General features: G+C 45.5%; 23 protein-coding genes. 9 read left to right on the plus strand and 14 right to left on the minus strand.

All coding sequences use genetic code 11. The annotated features are described in order from the left end of the window. Positions 1-126 precede the first annotated feature (126 nt). A complete protein-coding gene (locus AC5SV9_RS14160) occupies positions 127-2,883 on the minus strand; it encodes a TonB-dependent receptor domain-containing protein (RefSeq protein ID WP_475151285.1) in 2,757 nt (918 codons plus the stop codon). Between the two features lie 201 nt (positions 2,884-3,084). On the opposite strand from AC5SV9_RS14160, the gene AC5SV9_RS14165 reads away from it, so the two are divergent. Next, positions 3,085-4,287 (plus strand): anhydro-N-acetylmuramic acid kinase, encoded by a 1,203-nt coding sequence (locus AC5SV9_RS14165; protein WP_475151283.1) that lies wholly within the window; start codon positions 3,085-3,087, stop codon positions 4,285-4,287. Between the two features lie 83 nt (positions 4,288-4,370). On the opposite strand, the gene AC5SV9_RS14170 is transcribed toward AC5SV9_RS14165, so the two are convergent. Then, positions 4,371-4,616: an EF-hand domain-containing protein gene (locus AC5SV9_RS14170; RefSeq protein ID WP_475151281.1), complete on the minus strand. Its 246-nt coding sequence runs from the start codon at positions 4,614-4,616 to the stop codon at positions 4,371-4,373. A gap of 260 nt (positions 4,617-4,876) precedes the next feature. On the opposite strand from AC5SV9_RS14170, the gene AC5SV9_RS14175 reads away from it, so the two are divergent. Beyond that, positions 4,877-5,386, plus strand: coding sequence for a cupin domain-containing protein (locus AC5SV9_RS14175; protein WP_475151279.1), 510 nt, complete (start codon positions 4,877-4,879; stop codon positions 5,384-5,386). A 31-nt stretch (positions 5,387-5,417) separates the two neighbouring features. Here AC5SV9_RS14175 and AC5SV9_RS14180 read toward each other — a convergent pair whose 3' ends face one another. Beyond that, the gene (locus AC5SV9_RS14180; RefSeq protein ID WP_475151277.1) at positions 5,418-5,858 is read right to left on the minus strand and encodes a helix-turn-helix domain-containing protein; all 441 of its coding nucleotides are present in this window, start codon (positions 5,856-5,858) and stop codon (positions 5,418-5,420) included. Positions 5,859-5,960: 102 nt separating this feature from the next. Here AC5SV9_RS14180 and AC5SV9_RS14185 point away from each other — a divergent pair, with 102 nt between their 5' ends. From AC5SV9_RS14185 to AC5SV9_RS14210, 6 genes are all read left to right on the plus strand, one after another. Continuing rightward, on the plus strand, positions 5,961-7,391 hold the full coding sequence (locus AC5SV9_RS14185) for an MFS transporter (protein WP_475151275.1): 1,431 nt from the start codon (positions 5,961-5,963) through the stop codon (positions 7,389-7,391). Between the two features lie 122 nt (positions 7,392-7,513). Continuing rightward, positions 7,514-7,747, plus strand: a complete 234-nt coding sequence (locus tag AC5SV9_RS14190; protein ID WP_475151273.1) for a hypothetical protein — start codon at positions 7,514-7,516, stop codon at positions 7,745-7,747. A 31-nt stretch (positions 7,748-7,778) separates the two neighbouring features. Further along, entirely contained in the window at positions 7,779-8,237 is a 459-nt protein-coding gene (locus AC5SV9_RS14195) for a hypothetical protein (protein ID WP_475151271.1), read from the plus strand. A 263-nt stretch (positions 8,238-8,500) separates the two neighbouring features. Next, positions 8,501-8,839, plus strand: a complete 339-nt coding sequence (locus AC5SV9_RS14200) for a YkvA family protein (protein ID WP_417704003.1) — start codon at positions 8,501-8,503, stop codon at positions 8,837-8,839. A gap of 126 nt (positions 8,840-8,965) precedes the next feature. Next, entirely contained in the window at positions 8,966-9,637 is a 672-nt protein-coding gene (locus AC5SV9_RS14205) for a hypothetical protein (protein WP_417704005.1), read from the plus strand. Then, a complete protein-coding gene (locus AC5SV9_RS14210) occupies positions 9,637-9,972 on the plus strand; it encodes a hypothetical protein (RefSeq protein ID WP_417704007.1) in 336 nt (111 codons plus the stop codon). Before AC5SV9_RS14205 ends, AC5SV9_RS14210 begins: the two co-directional genes overlap by 1 nt. A 273-nt stretch (positions 9,973-10,245) precedes the next feature. Here the strand turns inward: AC5SV9_RS14210 and AC5SV9_RS14215 are convergent, their stop codons facing one another. From AC5SV9_RS14215 to AC5SV9_RS14255, 9 genes are all read right to left on the minus strand, one after another. After that, on the minus strand, positions 10,246-10,725 hold the full coding sequence (locus AC5SV9_RS14215; RefSeq protein WP_475151269.1) for a hypothetical protein: 480 nt from the start codon (positions 10,723-10,725) through the stop codon (positions 10,246-10,248). Between the two features lie 56 nt (positions 10,726-10,781). Next, positions 10,782-11,162 (minus strand): hypothetical protein, encoded by a 381-nt coding sequence (locus AC5SV9_RS14220; protein WP_475151267.1) that lies wholly within the window; start codon positions 11,160-11,162, stop codon positions 10,782-10,784. Further along, complete coding sequence (locus AC5SV9_RS14225) at positions 11,147-11,575, minus strand: hypothetical protein (protein ID WP_475151265.1); 429 nt, start codon at positions 11,573-11,575, stop codon at positions 11,147-11,149. Before AC5SV9_RS14225 ends, AC5SV9_RS14220 begins: the two co-directional genes overlap by 16 nt. 2 nt (positions 11,576-11,577) lie before the next feature. Next, complete coding sequence (locus AC5SV9_RS14230) at positions 11,578-11,997, minus strand: hypothetical protein (RefSeq protein ID WP_475151262.1); 420 nt, start codon at positions 11,995-11,997, stop codon at positions 11,578-11,580. Positions 11,998-12,039: 42 nt separating this feature from the next. After that, positions 12,040-12,342 carry a hypothetical protein gene (locus tag AC5SV9_RS14235; RefSeq protein WP_475151260.1) on the minus strand — a complete coding sequence of 101 codons (303 nt, stop codon included), beginning with the start codon at positions 12,340-12,342 and terminating at the stop codon, positions 12,040-12,042. Between the two features lie 102 nt (positions 12,343-12,444). Further along, positions 12,445-13,296: an ADP-ribosylglycohydrolase family protein gene (locus AC5SV9_RS14240; RefSeq protein ID WP_475151258.1), complete on the minus strand. Its 852-nt coding sequence runs from the start codon at positions 13,294-13,296 to the stop codon at positions 12,445-12,447. 12 nt (positions 13,297-13,308) lie between these two features. Continuing rightward, positions 13,309-14,013 (minus strand): hypothetical protein, encoded by a 705-nt coding sequence (locus tag AC5SV9_RS14245; protein WP_475151256.1) that lies wholly within the window; start codon positions 14,011-14,013, stop codon positions 13,309-13,311. An 81-nt stretch (positions 14,014-14,094) separates the two neighbouring features. Then, positions 14,095-14,718, minus strand: coding sequence for a hypothetical protein (locus tag AC5SV9_RS14250; RefSeq protein ID WP_475151254.1), 624 nt, complete (start codon positions 14,716-14,718; stop codon positions 14,095-14,097). A 258-nt stretch (positions 14,719-14,976) separates the two neighbouring features. Further along, the gene (locus AC5SV9_RS14255) at positions 14,977-15,255 is read right to left on the minus strand and encodes a hypothetical protein (protein ID WP_475151252.1); all 279 of its coding nucleotides are present in this window, start codon (positions 15,253-15,255) and stop codon (positions 14,977-14,979) included. 176 nt (positions 15,256-15,431) lie between these two features. On the opposite strand from AC5SV9_RS14255, the gene AC5SV9_RS14260 reads away from it, so the two are divergent. Continuing rightward, the gene (locus AC5SV9_RS14260) at positions 15,432-15,968 is read left to right on the plus strand and encodes a YqgE/AlgH family protein (RefSeq protein ID WP_475151250.1); all 537 of its coding nucleotides are present in this window, start codon (positions 15,432-15,434) and stop codon (positions 15,966-15,968) included. A 53-nt stretch (positions 15,969-16,021) separates the two neighbouring features. On the opposite strand, the gene AC5SV9_RS14265 is transcribed toward AC5SV9_RS14260, so the two are convergent. Together AC5SV9_RS14265 and AC5SV9_RS14270 are read right to left on the minus strand one after the other, a co-directional pair. Further along, a complete protein-coding gene (locus AC5SV9_RS14265; RefSeq protein WP_475151247.1) occupies positions 16,022-16,546 on the minus strand; it encodes a hypothetical protein in 525 nt (174 codons plus the stop codon). Between the two features lie 2 nt (positions 16,547-16,548). Next, entirely contained in the window at positions 16,549-17,907 is a 1,359-nt protein-coding gene (locus AC5SV9_RS14270; RefSeq protein WP_475151246.1) for a hypothetical protein, read from the minus strand. Positions 17,908-17,981 lie beyond the last annotated feature (74 nt).

The raw sequence follows: 17,981 nt of genomic DNA on the forward strand, positions 1-17,981 counted from the left end.
TATCAGAGCACTGTTTTAGCTATCGGGCCTGATACAGTAAAAACGATATAGTCAGCAGCTTATTATGACAGGAGCAAATTGAAAAGCCCGGCCTGCAATACAGGCCGGGAAACACCGTGTCCGGGATTAGAACGCGGGGGTGTAGCGCAGTGAAATACCTAAAGTGCGGCCCAGGACCGGGTAGTCACTTACGGTATTAAAGTGGTTAGCACCTGAGGCCGGCAGTGGTGGCTCTTTGTCTAGCAGGTTATCAATACCGGCTGTTACGCTAAGCTCATCCGTTGCCTGCCAGGAGGCGGCCAGATCAATATAGTTTTGCGCGCCGATGCTGATGCTACGGTCTGCGGCATTTTCAACTTCGCCGATACGACGCCAGCCCAGCTGCACACCTACTGTGTCCAGATTCCAGTCCAGTGTCATGCGGTGCTTGTAGTCTGCCTGCAGCACGCTGGCAAAGTCACCCGAACAGGCGCTGCCAAAGGTGCCTTTACAGTCGATAGCCGCGACAGTGGCGTTGTTCTGCCGGGTTTGCTTGGTGATAAGCGTACCCTGGTAGCTCAGCTTCATGGCGCCGCCCATAATTTCAGGGGCGTTAAAGCGGTAGTTTACCGCTAAATCAATACCGTCCTGCTGTACCGCAGCCAGGTTAAAGTCGTTAACGATAGCAGTGCTGATTAAACCGGTTTGCGGGTCACGCAGCACAGCGTCACACAGTGGGTTACCGGCAACAGGGTTATCGATATAGCAGTTTTTCAGTGCAGCAGCTGGCTGGATTTGGCTAACGGCATCGGTAATTTCGATGGTGTAGTAATCCAGCGTAACGTCAAAGCCATTCAGGTAAGACGGTGTATAAACGATACCAACAGTGGTTGATTCTGCCTGCTCTGGTTTGATGTTAGGGTTACCACCATAGGTATAGCTGGCGGTTGAGGCATCAAACGGCGTGCCGACCGGGGCTGCACCATAACGGGCACATTGCTCGGCATTACCGGTACCCAGTAAACACGGGTCGCCATCAAAGCGGCCGGCAAAGCGCGGTACGAACTGATCGCTGGTCTGGTCAAATAACGCCAGTGATAACGCCGTAATCGGGCTGGCAAATTCGCCCAGGTTAGGTGCGCGGAAAGCAGTCTGGTGGCTGGCGCGAATACGCACATCATTGTTGATTGCCCAGTTCAGGCCCAGTTTGTAGGTGTTTTCGGCATCAGTGTTTGAGTACTCTGAAATACGGTAAGCACCTTCAAAATCTAACTGATCAAAGAAAGGCTGATCAAACAGTAACGGCACTAAGACTTCTGCATACACTTCTTTGCTGTCAAAACCGGCATCCATATCAAACACACCAACAGAGGCAAAGCTGGTACCGTTGCGGAACGCATCGCCCGGTGTTTGTTTACCGGTTTCTTTACGGTATTCATAACCCAGTGCATAGCTTACTGCACCGGCTGGCAGTTCAAACAGGGGTGCTGAATCGCCTGACAAGGTTGCCGCTAACACGCTTTGCGTACGTTCGCGGTTTGAATACAGCAATGGCGCACCGAAATTGGTTAAATCCAGCGCCGGGTCAAAAATGTCGCTGCTGTTGGCGATAGCGCCAAAGCGGCTGGCACCGCTGTTATTAATCTTGTAGGCATTGTTATAGATGGTTGAGGTTTCATCGGTACTGCCGTACTGCGCATACACATCGTAGCTTAAGCTGTCGGTTAAAATGCCTTTTAAACCCAGCTGGAACTGGCTGGATTCACGCACGGCAGCGGTGTACTGCAGGCCCAGGCCCAGATTACGCTCAACATTTACCAGTGCATTGCCGTTGGCATCAAAAGTGATCAGATCACGTGCCGCCGCCGGAATATAAGGGTTGTCAGCGGTCAGGGTTACCTGCTCGTTTACGGTAACCGGGGTTTGGCCTGCGGCACCGGCGCCATCTACTTTCACTTTGGCGTACATGCCACGGCCATACAGCTCTGCGTAGTCGCTTAATTCAACACCAAAGAATAAACCGGCTGATAAGCGGTCCATCGGTTGGATCAGGTTACGCTCTCCGGTCACGTTTACTGTGTTACGGCCGGCAGTAACAGCGCCGTTATCGTCGATACCAAAGGTATTGCCTGAGGCAACATCGGTATAAAAACCGCCGGTATTGATAATGCTGCCGCTGTTCTGCATGGCCCAACTACGCTCGCCTGCCAGCAGGTCTTTACGCTCAGAGTAGCCAACGTAACCGGTAATATGACCACGGCCACTGGCAATGTCGCCACCGAAAATCGCTTCGGTATTGAATTTCTCAGCGCCGCCATCTGCGGTTTCATAGCTGGCCGACAGTTCAACACCGTCAAACTTGTCGTCCATAATAAAGTTCACGACGCCAGCTACTGCATCGGCGCCGTATACGGCTGCCGCGCCACCGGTTAACACGTCAACGCGTTTAATCAGGCCGGCAGGGATAATATTCACATCAACTGAGTTGCGGAAACTAAACGGCACGGCGCGGGTGCCATTAATCAGCACCAGAGTGCGGTTCTGGCCTAAGCTACGCAGGTCAATAGTTGATGAACCTAAAGAGTCACCTACCGTTGCGCCTGTAGCGTTAGCACCGCCTGCTGCCTGTGGCAATTTGGCGGTAATGTCTTCTACGTTCACTGCACGGTCAAGCTGGATTTGTACTTCATCTACTGAAGCCACCGGGCTTGATGCTACCAGTTCAGTGCGTGCAATGCGTGAACCGGTAATGGTGATCACTTCGGTTTTTTCCGCACCGGCCTGGGCGTCAGTCTGCTGGGCCAGTGCTAACTGGCTGAATAGAGCCAGGTTTACCGCCAGAGCCAGCTTCGAAGCCTGGCGCAGGTTCAGCCGGGTGTTTTGTTTGCTGAGGTAAGGTGTCATCTGTGTATACTCCCTGTTGCTAGCGCAATAGTGTCGGTTAGGGTTTATGAATTATTTATACATTGTTGTTTGTATTTTTATGAATATATACCCCAGAGTTGCTGGCTTTGCAATTTTATTTAGTTAATATGTATGTATTGTCGGATAAATTATTCATGTTAAAGTCACTGCCCTATCGACAGCAGTGTTTAAGGAATTGTTATGCACAGCCATATTCAGCAGTTATTTGATATTGCCGCTAAACCCAGCCGCAAGGTAATAGGCCTGATGAGCGGAACCTCGCTTGACGGCCTGGACGTTGCCTTGTGCGAGCTTTGCGGTGACGGCCTGGATACCGGCATCAGGCTGTTGCAATTTACTACGGTAGATTACGCCGCTGATTACAAACAACGGGTTAAGGCGGTGTTTTCTAAACGCGATGTCGACTTACAAGCCGTTACGCTGTTAAACCCCTGGATAGGCGTAGAGCATGGCCGGATGATTAACCAGTGCTTAGAGCAGTGGCAGTTAAAAGCCTCAGATGTTGATATTATTGCCAGCCACGGCCAGACCATTTTTCACTGCCCGAAACGCCAGCACAATATCGCTGAATATGGCAACGCGACCTTGCAGATAGGCGATGCTGATCATCTGGCGGTCACCACCGGCATTACCACCATCAGCGACTTTCGCCAAAAGCACATTGCCGCCGGTGGCGAGGGCGCGCCACTGGCAGTGTATGGCGATTACTTGCTGTTTAGCAGCCGCGATGAAAACCGCATTATGCTCAATATCGGTGGCATAGCTAACTTTACCTGGCTGCCACAAACGCTGGACGCTGAAGCGGTATTCAGCAGCGATATCGGCCCGGGCAACACCATGATGGATGCCTTTATTCAAAAACATTACCCGGGTAAATATTTCGACAAAGACTCTGCACTGGCTAAAGCCGGTAGCGTGAGTGAGCCTTTACTTAATGCATTAAAACAAGATGGCTTTTTTGCGCTTAATTTCCCCAAAACCACCGGGCCGGAAGTGTTTAATCTGGGCTATCTTGCCAAAGCGCAGCAGCAGTCGGGCACAGAGGCGTTAAGCCACGGCGATATTATGGCGACGTTAAATCGTTTCTCGGCTGATATGATTATCAGCGCGATACAGCAAACCACCACTAAGCTTGATAACTTTGTGATTTACGCCAGCGGCGGCGGTATTCATAACCCGTTACTGATGAGCCAGATTCAGCAGGCCCTGCCGGATGTCAGCATTAAAACCACCGCCGATCTGGGCATTAACCCCGATGCCAAAGAAGCGGTGTTATTTGCGGTACTGGCTAATGAGTGTTTAGTGGGCGGTAAACAGAAATTCAGTAACGCCCGCGAAGGTATACCGGGTGTCACCATGGGTAAGATCAGTTTTGCGGATTAAGCGATATCGCTAACAGACGGGGCGGTTTGCCTGATATTGCAAAAGCAGCAAACCGCGAACGTTAAACTCAATATTCGAATAACTTAGTATTCGAACCAGCAGTCCTGCCACCAGGCCAGGAACTCCGCAAAGTCGATATAGCCATTATCATTGGTGTCGATAAGTTTAAAACCTTCTTCCACATGGCTGACTTTGGTTTTGGGTGCCAACGTGGTTAGCAGCTCAATAAACTCGGGTAAATCAATACGGCCATTGCCGTCACGGTCGAAAAACTCAAAATGACCTTTTATCTCTGCGATTTGCTGCTGCGACAAACTTTCAGTATTCACGCCTATAACCTTGTTTGTTAATAAATTTACCGCCCCAGTGTACTGCGCAGTGAAAAGCCTGTCTATGGTGCAGGCGGTCTGTTTAGTGTTACACCGGCAGGCGATAGCTTTCTCGTCTTTATTTTCACCCAACAGGTTAGTCACTCAGAGCTAGCGCCAGGGCCATGTTCAAACCAACGTTACTGTTAATTTCTTACTTGACTTAAAGTTAACTTGAAGTCGTATGCTCAGCTGGAATTCAAAATTGATGAGGTGATGATATGCAAAACACGGGATTAGAAATCTTTATTGCTGCAGTAAAGAAGTATTGGTCCGGGCTTAACACCGAAACCATAGAAACCGTTCGGCAGTTGTTAGTTGATTTGACAAAGTCTGCGGCTGATGAACTTTGGCTGAAAGAAATAATTGACGAAAGACCCGCAGCAAAAGAGTTATACAGAGATGCGGAACATGGATTTATTTTACTGGTTCACAGCGAAGATAAGGGCCAGTATCGGCACCCGCATAACCACGGAGCAGGATGGGTGTTCTATGCCGTGCTGTCCGGGGAAATCGAGATGACCACTTTTGCGCAGATCACCAATACTTCCGGTGAAACCAGGCTGGTTTCACGAGGTTCGGATGTAATGAGCGGTGGGCAGTGCAGGGTATTTTTGCCAGGTGATATTCACGATACCCGTTGTCTGACGGAAGGTTTCATTCAGTTTCGGCTGACGAGCACGGATTTTAAAAAAGAAATTCAGGAAGGCCGCATGGTCAGGTTCGGTTAGTAATAGCGCGGCTTTGATGCAGCCGGCGTTCCTAAGGGCGCTTGGCTGCATCAGTTGTCACGGTTTTATGCTTGCGGGCTTGGTCTTTACCAGCAATTCTTAACAGTTTTTGAAACTTGGGGCACTCGCTATGCCTTTCTGCTGTGCATTTTGCTGCATGCTCCAGGCATCTTTGTATTGCAACAAGTTGTTTAACACGCTGAGCAATTTCTTGTGCTCTCGCTGTTAAACTTTCCCGGTTTACTTCGAAGCGGCCCTTGGTTGTTAACATCGACTGTATTTCGTCAAGCGAAAACCCTGCTCTTTGCCCCAAAGCGATAAATTCCAGTTGTTCCAGAACATAAGTATCGAAAGTCCGCTTCAGGCCATTCCTGCCGATGGATTTTATAAGGTTTTTTTCCTCGTAAAACCTAATGGTTGACGCTGGCAGCCCCGACTTTTTTGATAGTTTCGAAATATCTATAGCACCCATTGTTCTGGCCTTGACTTCAAGTTTACTTGAAGTAGTACCTTACAAAAGTTGCCGCGACTGTGCAATGAGACTAAGCAATTGCTGATTATTTTGGAGCCGGAGATGACCGAAGAAACCGCCAATGCAAATGCATGCTGTGATGAAAATAGGAGCTTCTCAAAGGCAGCATTATTTAGCCTGGCTTTAGCACTGCTGATGCCAACGTTAGGCGTGAGTATCACGAATGTCGCCTTGCCTGAATTGGCCGCACGTTTTCATGCGTCGGTCGCGACAGTAAGCTGGGTGGTTATTTCATACCTGGCATCTGTCACAACTTTTATTATCGGTGCAGGCGTTTTGGGTGACATTTGGGGAAGAAAACCTTTGCTGTTGCTGGGAGTGGGCATCTTTTCATTCGCATCATTACTGTGTGCGACATCGGGTAACTTGTGGCTGTTGATCGCAGCACGATTGGTACAAGGCTTTGGTGCGGCATTTATATTGTCACAAACCTTAGCGCTGGCCAGTGCCGCTTTTCCAAAAGCGAAAGTAGGTTCAGCAATGGGGTTATTGAGCACGACTGCCGCGATAGGAACTGCGCTTGGGCCCGTTGTGGGTGGCGCCTTGCTTCATGTGTTTGGCTGGCAGTCGATATTTTGGCTGTTGTTTGTAATGGGCGGCGTTAGTTTTACTATTTGTGCGTTATTTATTCCCAATGAGCAGTTGAAGTTTTCCGCTACGGTTAAACAATACGATGTCATAGGTACGTTATTGCTTGGTTTATCTTGTCTGTTGTATGCGTTATCTGTGACGGCACACAGCACTAAGCTGAGTGTATCGGGCACCGTACTATTTCTGGTGGCGATAGCTGTTCTTAGCATTTTTCTGCTTAGCCAGCGCATGCGCCGATTTCCGTTGATCAATCTGGCTTTTTTTCAGCACAAACTACGTAATATGACATTAGCGACAAACTTTTTGGTTGATGCGGTGGCAATGTCAACACTGGTTGTCGGGCCTTACTATCTGACTTATGGCCTCGGCCTCTCTGTAATGGAGATTGGTATGTTGATGGCGGTAGGCCCTGTGGTAGCTGCATGTTCAGGCTATCCCTCCGGGAAACTTGTCGACCTGATAGGTGTGAAGCGGGTTATGTTTTTAGGGCTTTCACAGCTGATCGTCGGCTTGATGTGTTTTGCCTGGTTACCGGTGCAATTTGGCGTATATGGCTACATAGCCGCACTTTTCATTTTAACGCCCGGACGGCAGCTGTTTCTGACGTCAAATCACACTTTTGTTATGGGCAGTGCTACCAACCAGGAAAAAGGGTTGGCTTCAGGTATTCTCAATCTGGTTAAAAACTTAGGCCTGATGACCGGCGCATCAGTGATGGTTGTAGTGTTTGCCTCACAACTGAAAAATGAAAATATCGCGCTTGCGACGCAACAAGAACTAGGGGCCGCTTTTACGTCAACCTTTCTGTTAGCCGCCGCCGTTATTGGTGTATCCCTTATAAGTATTTATCTGTTTAGCGCGAATAATACTGAATTTAAATAATTGACTGCACTAGACAACATTGAAGTAAATCTTGATGCCAAACCTGCGCTGAGTCAGCTTTGTTTTATCTCGCTGTTTTAGCTTTTATAATCAGACTCTCATGTAAGGATAACGGATTAACAATGAGTGTAATTCTGGCAATACTGGGCGGTAGCGCCGTTGGCTATATGTTGTATAAGCTGTTGTTCGATACGCTGGATGAGTTTATGGACTGCGTCAGGTTTTGGTTTACGCCAGACATTATCAGCCTGTTTCGCGGGCAATATTATGAAGATGCCTGGGCAGAGATGAAGCTGATCCTGTGGCTGGCAATAAGTATCGGCAGTGGTTATGGTATTTACGCTAAGTTAGCGTAACGCTCGGGTGTGATTCATTACGGATAACAACATGGATGTAGTACTGCAAGAAGCCGCTATCAGCGGCAAAAGTAAGTTAACTAAAATTCTGCTGGTCAATATTCTTATCTTCATTGCCGCCTTTCTCGGTTACAAATACCTGCCAGCGATAATAGCGCTGGACCCGAAACACACCGGCCGGTTAATCGCTCTTGTCGGTGTGGCACCAGCAATGGCGCTGCTTGTATCTATTGCGATAGGCATAACCCAACCTAAGCGGTTTAGCGCGAATAATGACGGTATTATGTTTGGTAGTGCTTTAGCCAGCAGTGATTTATACAGCTGGAATGACATCAGCGAATTTAGCCTCAACCCGACAAGCAAAGTGCTTAAGTTTCAGGTTAACAGCCTGCAGTTAAAAGAAACCATACGGTTCAAGCAGTTTGGTATCACACCGCATCAACTTGAGCAGTTGCAACAGTTGACGAAGAATGGGTTGAAGAAAGAATAAAGAGCAGTTGTGTGCCAAAAGCAGACGTTTTGGCACTGTAAAAATATCCTGTCCGAATCAGGGCATCGCCAACGCTTGTTAGACGGATCAATCCGTATTTGTAGCAAAAGCAAATACTGGCTGTACCTAAAACCTATTGTGAGTTATAAAAAACATATGTAATGTTCCAAGCATTAAATATAAAAAGGCGGAAAAGCCCGTGTTTAAACATAGATCTTTCTGCCGAATAAGCGCTACACAATCAATACAAAGGAGAGTCAAAGATGTCAGACAATAAATTCAGCGCTGCTTATTCAGATGGTGGCTTTTGGGAGAAAGTTAAGGGCTATGCAAAAGTTGCAGGTGAAGGAGTCTTGGAGCCAGCATTAAAAATGTATTACGCAGCATTGGATTCAAATACTCCAGCTTGGGCTAAGGCAACAATGATTGGTGCTTTGGGTTATTTTATTTCACCGATTGATGCTATTCCTGATGTTGTGCCAGTAGTCGGCTATTCTGACGATCTCGGCGTTTTGGCGGCAGCACTTGCTACAACAGCTGCACATATTAAAGATGAGCATGTGAAAAGAGCAAAAGAAACATTGGCGCAATGGTTCTCGTAAAGCATCAAACGGCTGTTGTCGCCCCTTCGGGGCTGGAAAGATCTTTTCGCCGCTTCACGGCTACAAGTCCACCCCCAAGCTGAGCATGGCATGCCTAATAGAGTTTGGAGCATTTAGGGATAAATCATGGAAAAAATAGTTAAGTTGCAATTGGCTTTATTCTTTCAAAACCCGATTTCTAGGCCCGATCACCTCATGGGGTTAGTAAATTCATCTATGGGTAACTTGTTTGATGCGATGCCACAGATCTTACCGATTCCTGCAGATGCGCCAGCGGAAATTCCGCGAGTTCAAATGCGTTCTGAAAATGGAAAATACAAATGCAATATTGCATGCTCTAGGGTGGATTTCATACTGAATGGCGACTTTCGCGATGAAACAGTTTGGCTCGACTTAACCAAGGATTTCTTGGCCAAAGTAAAGCTCTTTATCGGAAGTATATTTGAGCAATCCAAAATTATTCGTTTTGGCCTCATTGGTAATTTCTTTATACCGGACAAGTCAGCTACTACTTCAATGACAAAAAAATATTTGAAGATCGATCTTAATTCGGCTGAAGAAATCAATCTACGATTCAATAAAATTACTTCTAGTCACGGATATAATCTTAACAATATTACTTCTATTAACACTGCATTGGCAGAGACTAACGGCCAAGCTGAAAAGGGTATATTCATAGAGCTTGACGTCAATAATATTCCGACCCAAGAGTTAATAAAATCTGAAGCTATGCTTCAGTTGATTGAAAAGCAAATGCCATTATTTTCTCCTGACAAAGTAAAAGGTATGGTGAAATAATGGGGGGGTCATCAACTAGTCAAACAACAATTTCTGCAAGCTCTTCAACACAACCAAATGAATTGCAGGCTTGGCAGCAAAAGGCTTTAGCTGAAGCCTCCAAGCCCAAAACGCCTGCACAAATACGAGCTGCAGGTGACGTAAAAGTTAAGGTTGGTGTGCTTTGGTTGGTCGGAATTACATGCGCAATATTGTCTATCTTTGGCGGTGTTGTTTTTATAAATACCCCAGAACATGCAAAGGATTTCTGGGTAATAATTGCTCCAATTATTACTGCCGGTGTGACTGGTACCATAGCTTTCTTAACCGGAGAAAAAGCTGGTTCCAGCAAGTAAGCATGTAACAGATATGATCTTAATAGGTAAAACTACTCTTCTGGCCGCGTCAGCGGCCAGGCTGTTGTCCATCAGCAAGGCAGGCAGCTTCATCTGTCATCATGGTTGCCAGGCGATAGCCTGCGACAAACAAACATTGAGGCTCTCTTGTCTCATGCTCAATGAGTTTAAAGCCGGCTAGTTTCAGGCTCAAAACAGGTGCAAACCGTCTTACTTGTGGTGGGCGCGGCGACAAGGTGGCTAATCAAGGACTTAACTTTGCATTAAGTAAATTCATTGCAATTTGCGCAGAACATCGAGCAAGCCGCCTTCAGTGAGCAAACGGTCTGAAAACTCGATTTCTTGATAATCCTCGTCAAAATTTACACTTTTACGACTGGCGTTAATCAGTACAAAGCCCTTCTCGCGGGCATCGCCTAATGCCATGGTGCGACGCAAGGTAAGTTTCTCGTCTGCGACGACCTCTGTTACCGAGTTTTTACCAGAAGGCTCGCCGCCTTCGGCAGCTGAACGCCAAAGCCTGTTTTCAATAGTATTCACTATCCAGGCTGCGGCGGCTTTTGGGAATTCTGTTTGAAAAACCAGGAGCCCTGGCTCATGTTCATAATTAGGATAAGGCGAAGGCGTCTTTATAATAAAAACAACGCTATTTTCGGAGCCAACAATGAAGAGTCTTTGCTGCTCATAAAGTATGTAGTTCAATTCAGCGATTTCTTTGTAATCTGACGGTAAGTTACTTGTGTGTAATAACATTTCTTAGCCTTTCAAGGGCTTTGCCAAAAGCATTACCATAGAGAAACCCAGTTTGTTTAGGCCGTCCACCTTTCCAGTAATGCCTGCTGAATGCAGGGCGTCTTCCAAACTTCATAAACGTAAGCCAGATAGTCTTCATCTTTATCCATCTCTGGCTCTACCGGCACAAAATCAGGGATCTCAGCCCACCATGCCGGATAATCGATAGCAAAATCACCAGCCTGCGATGTTATGGCAAAATGGGTTTGCCGCTTTCTCACATCATGGTAAAAGTTTAGCTTTAAATGCGTTGCCGATAATGGCCAGATTTGACTGTCAATTTGCAGCATGAGCTGACCATCCTGTACATAAAGTGCAATCTGATGGCCTGCAACACAATCTGAATTGCCTTTTACAGATAAGTTGGTGGCGCTGAACTTAATTATGTTGTTGTCCACATTTGAAATATTTCACTATCATTCCGTTTGGCTGCAATCCAACTGAACAAGTCTACCGATTCGGCATCTGACCATGGATAGAGGTCGTCCGGTGCAGGTGGTTGATAATCAGCTTTGAGAAGTTCCTTACCATCTTGTTGTACGATAAATTTGTTACTGCCGTTAAGCTTGGCTAGTGTTACAGTCCATGACTGATTAACAAATGGCAGAACAGTTTCGTTAATAAACATGACAGGGCCTTTTCCCGAGGCATAGACACCAATAAATTTGCCTTCATGTTTAATATATGAGGCTTTCTTTCTTGGCTGCTGACCAGGTGGTAATGCATTCACCTCAGACACGGAACCATTAATATTGTCTCGTACTAGAAAGTGACCTGATAAATATTTGTGTTTGATTATTTGAGTGCTCATTTCTATTTTTTGTGCAGCAGCTTCGCTTTATCTATGGCAGCCGCCTCTATCGGATAGGCATGGTTCCCCATGTACTGCATCGCTTCAACAAACACCTCTTTCCAGTATTGTCCACATGAACATTGGTAATAAGCATCTTCAAACCAGCTTTGCCTGACCCCGATCAGCGTGAAAGTACAACCAAGGCTTGTTAATTGCTCAATGCTGCGCGGATACCCTTTGCGTCTGCCTGAAGCCCTGAGGGCTTCAAATTTACATTTACATTGCAGCTGCAAGGGGTTTATGCGCCCAAAGTTAAAGTCCCAGAGCTCATGCCAGTGCCATTCTGCTGATAAGTAACGTTCTAATTCGACAATATCAGTGCCCGTTGTCTCTTTAAACCGGGCAATATCTGCTTTATCTCGTGGTGTTAATTGCCGCATAGTTTGTGTTCCGTGTTCCGTGTTCCGTGTTCTGAGGTTTTGCTATGTGGCAGACTGCTTTTCGCGGATAAGATCTAAGCACTGTTGCAGGTAGTAAAGCTGCATGCCGATTGCCATATGATATTCGCCTGCTATACCGGAATTACCAGCGCCTTGCCGCGCTTTGGCTTCCTCAATTTGTAACTTAGGCATCAGGCTATCTATCGCCGAAATAACCTCATCACGGGTATAAGTTGTCAGCAGTACGTCAAATTCATTAGTAATTCTCTCGGGCAAACCTTCAAATTGCCATAATGAGATGCTGATAATGTCCTTAATTTTCTGTTCCAGCGGCTTCTGATCCATGTATATGTTTCTACTCTTGTTTTAAATGAAGGTTCTAATATCTCTGTACCCTTTCCAAAAGCGTATCTTACATTGTAAGAGTTTGATATTTATCGCATAAAGCTAGGTGGGGGCCAAACTGCTGACCTTTGCCAGAAGCTGTTTATCCAGTTCAGCCAGGTAGGCCAGACCGTATTGCGGCTCATTCAGAGTTTGTTTCAGGTGTTCGGGCAGATTTTTACTGTAACTGGTAAAGCAGCTGGCAATCCCTACAGCGATAGCTGCCACACTGTCGGTGTCCCCCGACAGGGCCACACAACTTTGCAGCAAATCGGCCAGATTATCATGGCGTAACAAACAACTTAATGCGGCGCTTACGGTATCAAAAGCTTCGACTGTGACAGTATGCTGCCAGTGGTAATTCCAGTCGCCAACCTCTTCACTTTGCAGAAAAGCTGGCAACTGTGAGACGTCGCCCAGCTGATACAGGCCAAAATGTGCTGATAAGGCTACGGCTCTGCTACTGGCAATGCCAATTGCCGTATTGTGCGTAATAATGGCTTGTTGCTTCGCATAAGCTAAAAGCTGATGCTTGTCAGCTAAGACTCCTAAAGGAACGGAACGCATGGCTGCACCATTTCGGGTACTGATAGCACGAATGCTATCTAGCAATTGCTGGCCATCTTCAACTTGTGTTAACAGGGAATAGAAACCTTTCGAATATCCCTGTCGAGGATCGCGCTTGAAGCATCTAACGAATTGGTTGGCTATATTCAGTGCTGTCCAATCAGAATTGCTGATTAGTAGTTCTGACAGTGCCAGACTCATTTGTGTGTCATCTGTGTAGTTGCCGAGCATGCCGTACAATTGATGTGGCACATAGTCGTGAAGATTATTATGTGTGGCTATTATTTCTGGTGCGGCAAATTCGAACCCTGCACCGTAGGCATCAGCTATAGCAATTTCTTGTAGCATCAAAACTCTCTTTTATACTAGCTCTGCCAGCTCAATCTTTGTTCTTGCACAGAATGCTGCAAAAATAGGAGTTGCTGCTGTCATTTCCATTCTTGCCAGTTCTGAAAGGATCTCTGGCAATAAATCTATTATGTTGCTATCAATCTCAGTCATGTGCTGTAGTAATTTTGTATTAAAGACACTGTCTAGAGATGCGCCATCTTCTCCGGCATGCCGTCTGATACGATAAAGATACTCGCTCCAATAGTTAATTTTTTCTTGTTTTGTCCAGGAACTGTACTGCATTGGAAATGCTGCTTTTTCCAGTAAATTGGCAATCTCTGTTTTTCTATCTGTTTTAAATGCATTGAAAACAACATATTTTTCATTGGCAACAGGCTCCCCAGTGAAAGAACTATAAACGGTCAGCTCTTCATGAAGTACATCGGTTTCAGGTTCTAACGCATATGAGACTTTAACTTTCACGTTTAAATCGTTGAACTCCAAGGAAAATGGTTTTTCCAAAGACTCCGCTCTCTTGGCGCGATTTAAAAAGTGCATAGTTTTAGTATCAAACTCTAGTTCCTGCTGGCGTTTCGTGGATTCGTTAACTATCCAAGCTATATAGTGTTGAGAGCCTGGTATAAAAAAGCATTTCAGCACTTTCTTATCCGACAGCGCAGTTTTCATTTCCTCAGGCAGGGCGTCAGCACTTATCCTTTTGAAGGAGTTTTTCATATTTTTTGTTCCAACCTCTGCACTCCTTAGATGATTTATATAACTTTTCTTCCCTCATTTTATGAGTAACCTTTCTATAAGCTAACCAGACAAGTTGGCGGAAAAAATTTCTAGGGCGATAGCTTTAACGATATCATCAGCAATACCTGATTTGTCCTGACCTGTTAAGTAAAGTGGTAGGGTAGCTGCAACGCAGGTCATGGTCACTCCCGCAGTAATAGCAGCAGCCCGATTGATGTCTGTTTGTTTATCAAATCCCGACTGGAGAGCAATCATGAGTTTTTTCGTTTTCCTTTCGACATCACGGTGAGTATTGGTTGTTTTAATCTCGGAAAGAAACGCTTCGACAAGATTTGGGTTTGTTGATTTTAATACAAGAAACCGTTTGTAATTGGGGTTAATACTTGTTGAGTCAAGTAGTCTAACAGTTCTAGTGGCAAGAGAGGATATAACGGAATCTTCTGACAGAAGCTCTTCTGTGATGCTAGCTTTAACAAGTTTTTCAGGAGCGTAAGCGCAATACTTGGCTTGGATGGTTTGAATATATGCAGTCTTTTCGACAATTTCATCAAGATTTCTAAAATTTGCAACGCCCTTCAAGTCTTGAGTAATAGCCGTGAAGTGCTCAGGGTCAAGATTGTCGAGTGATTCGACATTGCCACATCCAGCTAAGAAGAATGCGGCCGTAAATAAGAGATACTTCACAGTTATGTCTCCATACAAATGCCGTACATGGTTTGCGCGGCAGTTTGATGAAGATATCTCAGGATGGTTTACCATTCCATCATTAAGTTGAACAGTTAAGATAATTGACAGTAGATCGAATGCGCTAAACTTTAAGTAAAATACTCTGTAAACCATAAACTTGGCTATCATATTGAATGCAGCTAAGTTAGAAGCCAATGAAATGTTCGCAATTTGCTCTAAGCAGTCATTCTAACAGCCCTAAGTTAGCATTAAGAGTTAAGCCTCAATCAAGAGCCTGGTGACTTCGTTTATCTTAGCCTGCAATGTCATCTCATCCGGGCTTGTCAGCTCACGTGATGCCAGCACTGCATAAGTAAATTTAACGCCAGCTGGCAGTTCAACGGATGGGTTATTACCTGCCGCTGCATGCTTACAGATAAACTCCATCTGCCGTTTTATCGACGCCAGTATATCAACACAAATGCTTGCGGGAGCAATCTTATTGATTGCAGTAATAACTTGCTCTGCTGCGAGCTGCAGTGCTTGATAGTTCATAACTTCTCAAAAAAATAACACAAACATGCGTTCTTGTAGTTTTAGCATCAATATGGAATAACGGATATTGTTTAATTAAATGTTTAATTAATGTATATTTTAAGGCTGTTTGGGTCCTGCTGCTCTATATCGGCGGGCTAAACACAAAATCTTCGAGCTAACCTTAAGGACGAAAAATGAGCTTATTTCTTACGGACGGACTTATTATCGCAAATCCGGCACTTTCTGATATTCCCAAGTTTGCCAATATTGCTGGCAAGGCTATCTACATAATTGAACATACTAAGGCCGGAGCAATAGGTATCAGCCTTAATCAAAACTTCAGCAAGCCAATAGATGAAATAGCAGAGAGTTTACCGGTACTAAAGTTGTTAAACGTTGAGAACTTGCTAACCAATAAAGTTATTTCAGGTGGACCTTTGGCAAATGACATACCCTGGATCTTCAGCCGAAAAACTGGCGAATACGATAAACAAGTTTCTAATGATTATCTGGCATTGAATTTTTCAGATTCGGCTTTCGAGCAAAGCAAAAAGCAAGATCGGGTGGTATGTGGTATTGGCTCATTTGGGTGGGGAGCTGGGCAGCTGGAAAACGAACTGGCGAATGGATTGTGGCATTATTTCCCTACTACAGAGGCGGTATTAGATTCAATCCCTTTTGCAAATGCAGTTCGTGGTGCAGCGCAATTGCTATTAACAATGAAGTACTAAGTTTATTTATCAAGTGATTCCATGCTGGCGGGGCTGCCCGCCAGAATTGAATATTACTGGAACTCGCCCTTTTTCTGTCTACTCACGATATCTTTAAACATTGCCCTCGCGTAATCTTGCCAAATGCTTAGTGCAAATGAAAAAGTTTGTGCAGCTTCTCCGGGAAGGATGTAACAATCACGGTTAAAGTTTGTCAGTGTATAGCCACCAACACCCTCTCCGCCGACTGACACACCGTAACGTAATTCGATATATTCATCTGAAAATTGTTTATCAAGGTGTTGCACGTCCTTTGCCAAACCGCCTTGCGATGCTTTACGTTCAAACATGGTTTCTATACAGTTTACTACCCATCCTAGAGCATCTAGGGGCATTTCATATTGAGTTACGCTGTTTATTTTCCCATTGGCCAATCGGCCCTCTTTCCGTACGATGAACAGGTCTTTGGCTACAAAGATGTCATTCACTATTTCTCTCTTTGCTGTAGATAGTGCATTTGGTAATCTACCAATGTATACATAGTATTGGGGGATATTGGAGTAGTCGATTAGCCCCAGATGTTTAAATTTATTCAGCATTGTCAGCCGCCTTTTATAATCGGTATAACTTTTACGCGCCCTTGCTTTTCAAGCGTTGCAATAGTTGGCGGGTTCTTTTGTATTGTTAGCAATTCGGGAGTGCCGAGTTCGCCAGGCTTTTTGTTGAGCTTTATACCGTCAGCTTCTATTGCCCTGGCGTTAGCTTTATTCAAATTGAATTCTGTCGCGCCATTACCGGTAAAATAGGCGTTATTTCCAATTTGCGTTCTGTATAAATGTCTGGAGCGAAAAGTAGCTCTTTCTTCTTTGGAGAAGTTATTTTGACTAAGGAAATCATTGATATCATCATCATTAAATTCTTTCCAATCATTATCTTCGGCCTGACTTCTAAACAGCGCGATATTTTTTGCATATTCTTTTTGCTGTTCGTCCGTCATAACAGATTTCAATAGCTCTTTGTCACGAGCAAGATCGGTAGGATCGTCTTTATGTAATTCTTCGGGCCCATACTTTTGCATATTTTCAAAAGTTGGAACAAAGCATAAAGCTCCATCTATATTGTGATTTGAACCCTGATCGAGAATATACAAATCATACTCTGCATTGGGTTCATAATCTGATCCTAATGCTGCCATAAGCAGCGGTGCAGATAAGTCCTTATCTTTCATCATGTCGAAAGTACTGACCCACATCGTGGTGCGCCCTGTATCCGGACGGCGATACCCAACAGACTCATCTATAGATTTTCTTTTTTGCACACTCACTAGATAGCGTTGATCACCGATATCTCCACTTGCTATGGCTTGCTGAATTTCTGCATCAGTTTTTGGGGTGTAACCGTTAGTCCTAATGTCTTTGCCAATAACTACAAGTTCGGCAGCTAGCTGCTCTAATGCATCATTAGTTGGTTTAAGAGCGGGCTTCGCCTCATGCACCGCTGTTTTAGCGGCAACTGGCTGTTCTGCTGTTGCTCCACCACCTTTTGGTTTGCTGGCCTTAGCCGCTGGTGCCGGGCTTGCGCTGCCGCTGCCTGCTGGTGCTAAGCCGCCGTCACCGATGCCGTTGCCTTCAGGGGCTTTACCCCAGCCGTCGGTTAACTGCCAAATGCGCATTTCGTCGCGGGCGAACATTTGCAGCAGGGCGTCACGTAGCTGAAACTTATTTAGTTTAGATAAATCGGTAGCCCAAGGGCGGGCGTGCTGGTATAGCTGGGCCCAGATATTACGCTGATCCCAACTGGGTTCTAAGTCATGCAGAAAATAACGGCCAAACTCGGTATCTTTTACGTCGCCAAGGCTGTCTTCGCCTAAATCAGCGTAGGCCAGCAGGCAACTGCTGCACAGATAACTTTTGCCCCATTTATCTTCCAGAACTACGCCATCATATTGCTGGTCTTGCATCCTGCCACCTTGTTTATGAAAAGCACTTTTTATAAACAACAAATTTACAACTTGCGCATTTTTACAACCTGGCT

It is taken from the genome of Rheinheimera sp. ATLC3, assembly GCF_059429535.1.

Excerpts from the sequence above, each read along its gene's own strand:
- AC5SV9_RS14160 (WP_475151285.1), bottom strand. The coding sequence starts at position 2,883 with ATGACACCTTACCTCAGCAAACAAAACACCCGGCTGAACCTGCGCCAG.
- AC5SV9_RS14165 (WP_475151283.1), top strand. The coding sequence starts at position 3,085 with ATGCACAGCCATATTCAGCAGTTATTTGATATTGCCGCTAAACCCAGC.
- AC5SV9_RS14175 (WP_475151279.1), top strand. The coding sequence starts at position 4,877 with ATGCAAAACACGGGATTAGAAATCTTTATTGCTGCAGTAAAGAAGTAT.
- AC5SV9_RS14180 (WP_475151277.1), bottom strand. The coding sequence starts at position 5,858 with ATGGGTGCTATAGATATTTCGAAACTATCAAAAAAGTCGGGGCTGCCA.
- AC5SV9_RS14185 (WP_475151275.1), top strand. The coding sequence starts at position 5,961 with ATGACCGAAGAAACCGCCAATGCAAATGCATGCTGTGATGAAAATAGG.
- AC5SV9_RS14190 (WP_475151273.1), top strand. The coding sequence starts at position 7,514 with ATGAGTGTAATTCTGGCAATACTGGGCGGTAGCGCCGTTGGCTATATG.
- AC5SV9_RS14195 (WP_475151271.1), top strand. The coding sequence starts at position 7,779 with ATGGATGTAGTACTGCAAGAAGCCGCTATCAGCGGCAAAAGTAAGTTA.
- AC5SV9_RS14200 (WP_417704003.1), top strand. The coding sequence starts at position 8,501 with ATGTCAGACAATAAATTCAGCGCTGCTTATTCAGATGGTGGCTTTTGG.
- AC5SV9_RS14205 (WP_417704005.1), top strand. The coding sequence starts at position 8,966 with ATGGAAAAAATAGTTAAGTTGCAATTGGCTTTATTCTTTCAAAACCCG.
- AC5SV9_RS14210 (WP_417704007.1), top strand. The coding sequence starts at position 9,637 with ATGGGGGGGTCATCAACTAGTCAAACAACAATTTCTGCAAGCTCTTCA.
- AC5SV9_RS14215 (WP_475151269.1), bottom strand. The coding sequence starts at position 10,725 with ATGTTATTACACACAAGTAACTTACCGTCAGATTACAAAGAAATCGCT.
- AC5SV9_RS14225 (WP_475151265.1), bottom strand. The coding sequence starts at position 11,575 with ATGAGCACTCAAATAATCAAACACAAATATTTATCAGGTCACTTTCTA.
- AC5SV9_RS14230 (WP_475151262.1), bottom strand. The coding sequence starts at position 11,997 with ATGCGGCAATTAACACCACGAGATAAAGCAGATATTGCCCGGTTTAAA.
- AC5SV9_RS14235 (WP_475151260.1), bottom strand. The coding sequence starts at position 12,342 with ATGGATCAGAAGCCGCTGGAACAGAAAATTAAGGACATTATCAGCATC.
- AC5SV9_RS14240 (WP_475151258.1), bottom strand. The coding sequence starts at position 13,296 with ATGCTACAAGAAATTGCTATAGCTGATGCCTACGGTGCAGGGTTCGAA.
- AC5SV9_RS14245 (WP_475151256.1), bottom strand. The coding sequence starts at position 14,013 with ATGAAAAACTCCTTCAAAAGGATAAGTGCTGACGCCCTGCCTGAGGAA.
- AC5SV9_RS14255 (WP_475151252.1), bottom strand. The coding sequence starts at position 15,255 with ATGAACTATCAAGCACTGCAGCTCGCAGCAGAGCAAGTTATTACTGCA.
- AC5SV9_RS14260 (WP_475151250.1), top strand. The coding sequence starts at position 15,432 with ATGAGCTTATTTCTTACGGACGGACTTATTATCGCAAATCCGGCACTT.
- AC5SV9_RS14265 (WP_475151247.1), bottom strand. The coding sequence starts at position 16,546 with ATGCTGAATAAATTTAAACATCTGGGGCTAATCGACTACTCCAATATC.
- AC5SV9_RS14270 (WP_475151246.1), bottom strand. The coding sequence starts at position 17,907 with ATGCAAGACCAGCAATATGATGGCGTAGTTCTGGAAGATAAATGGGGC.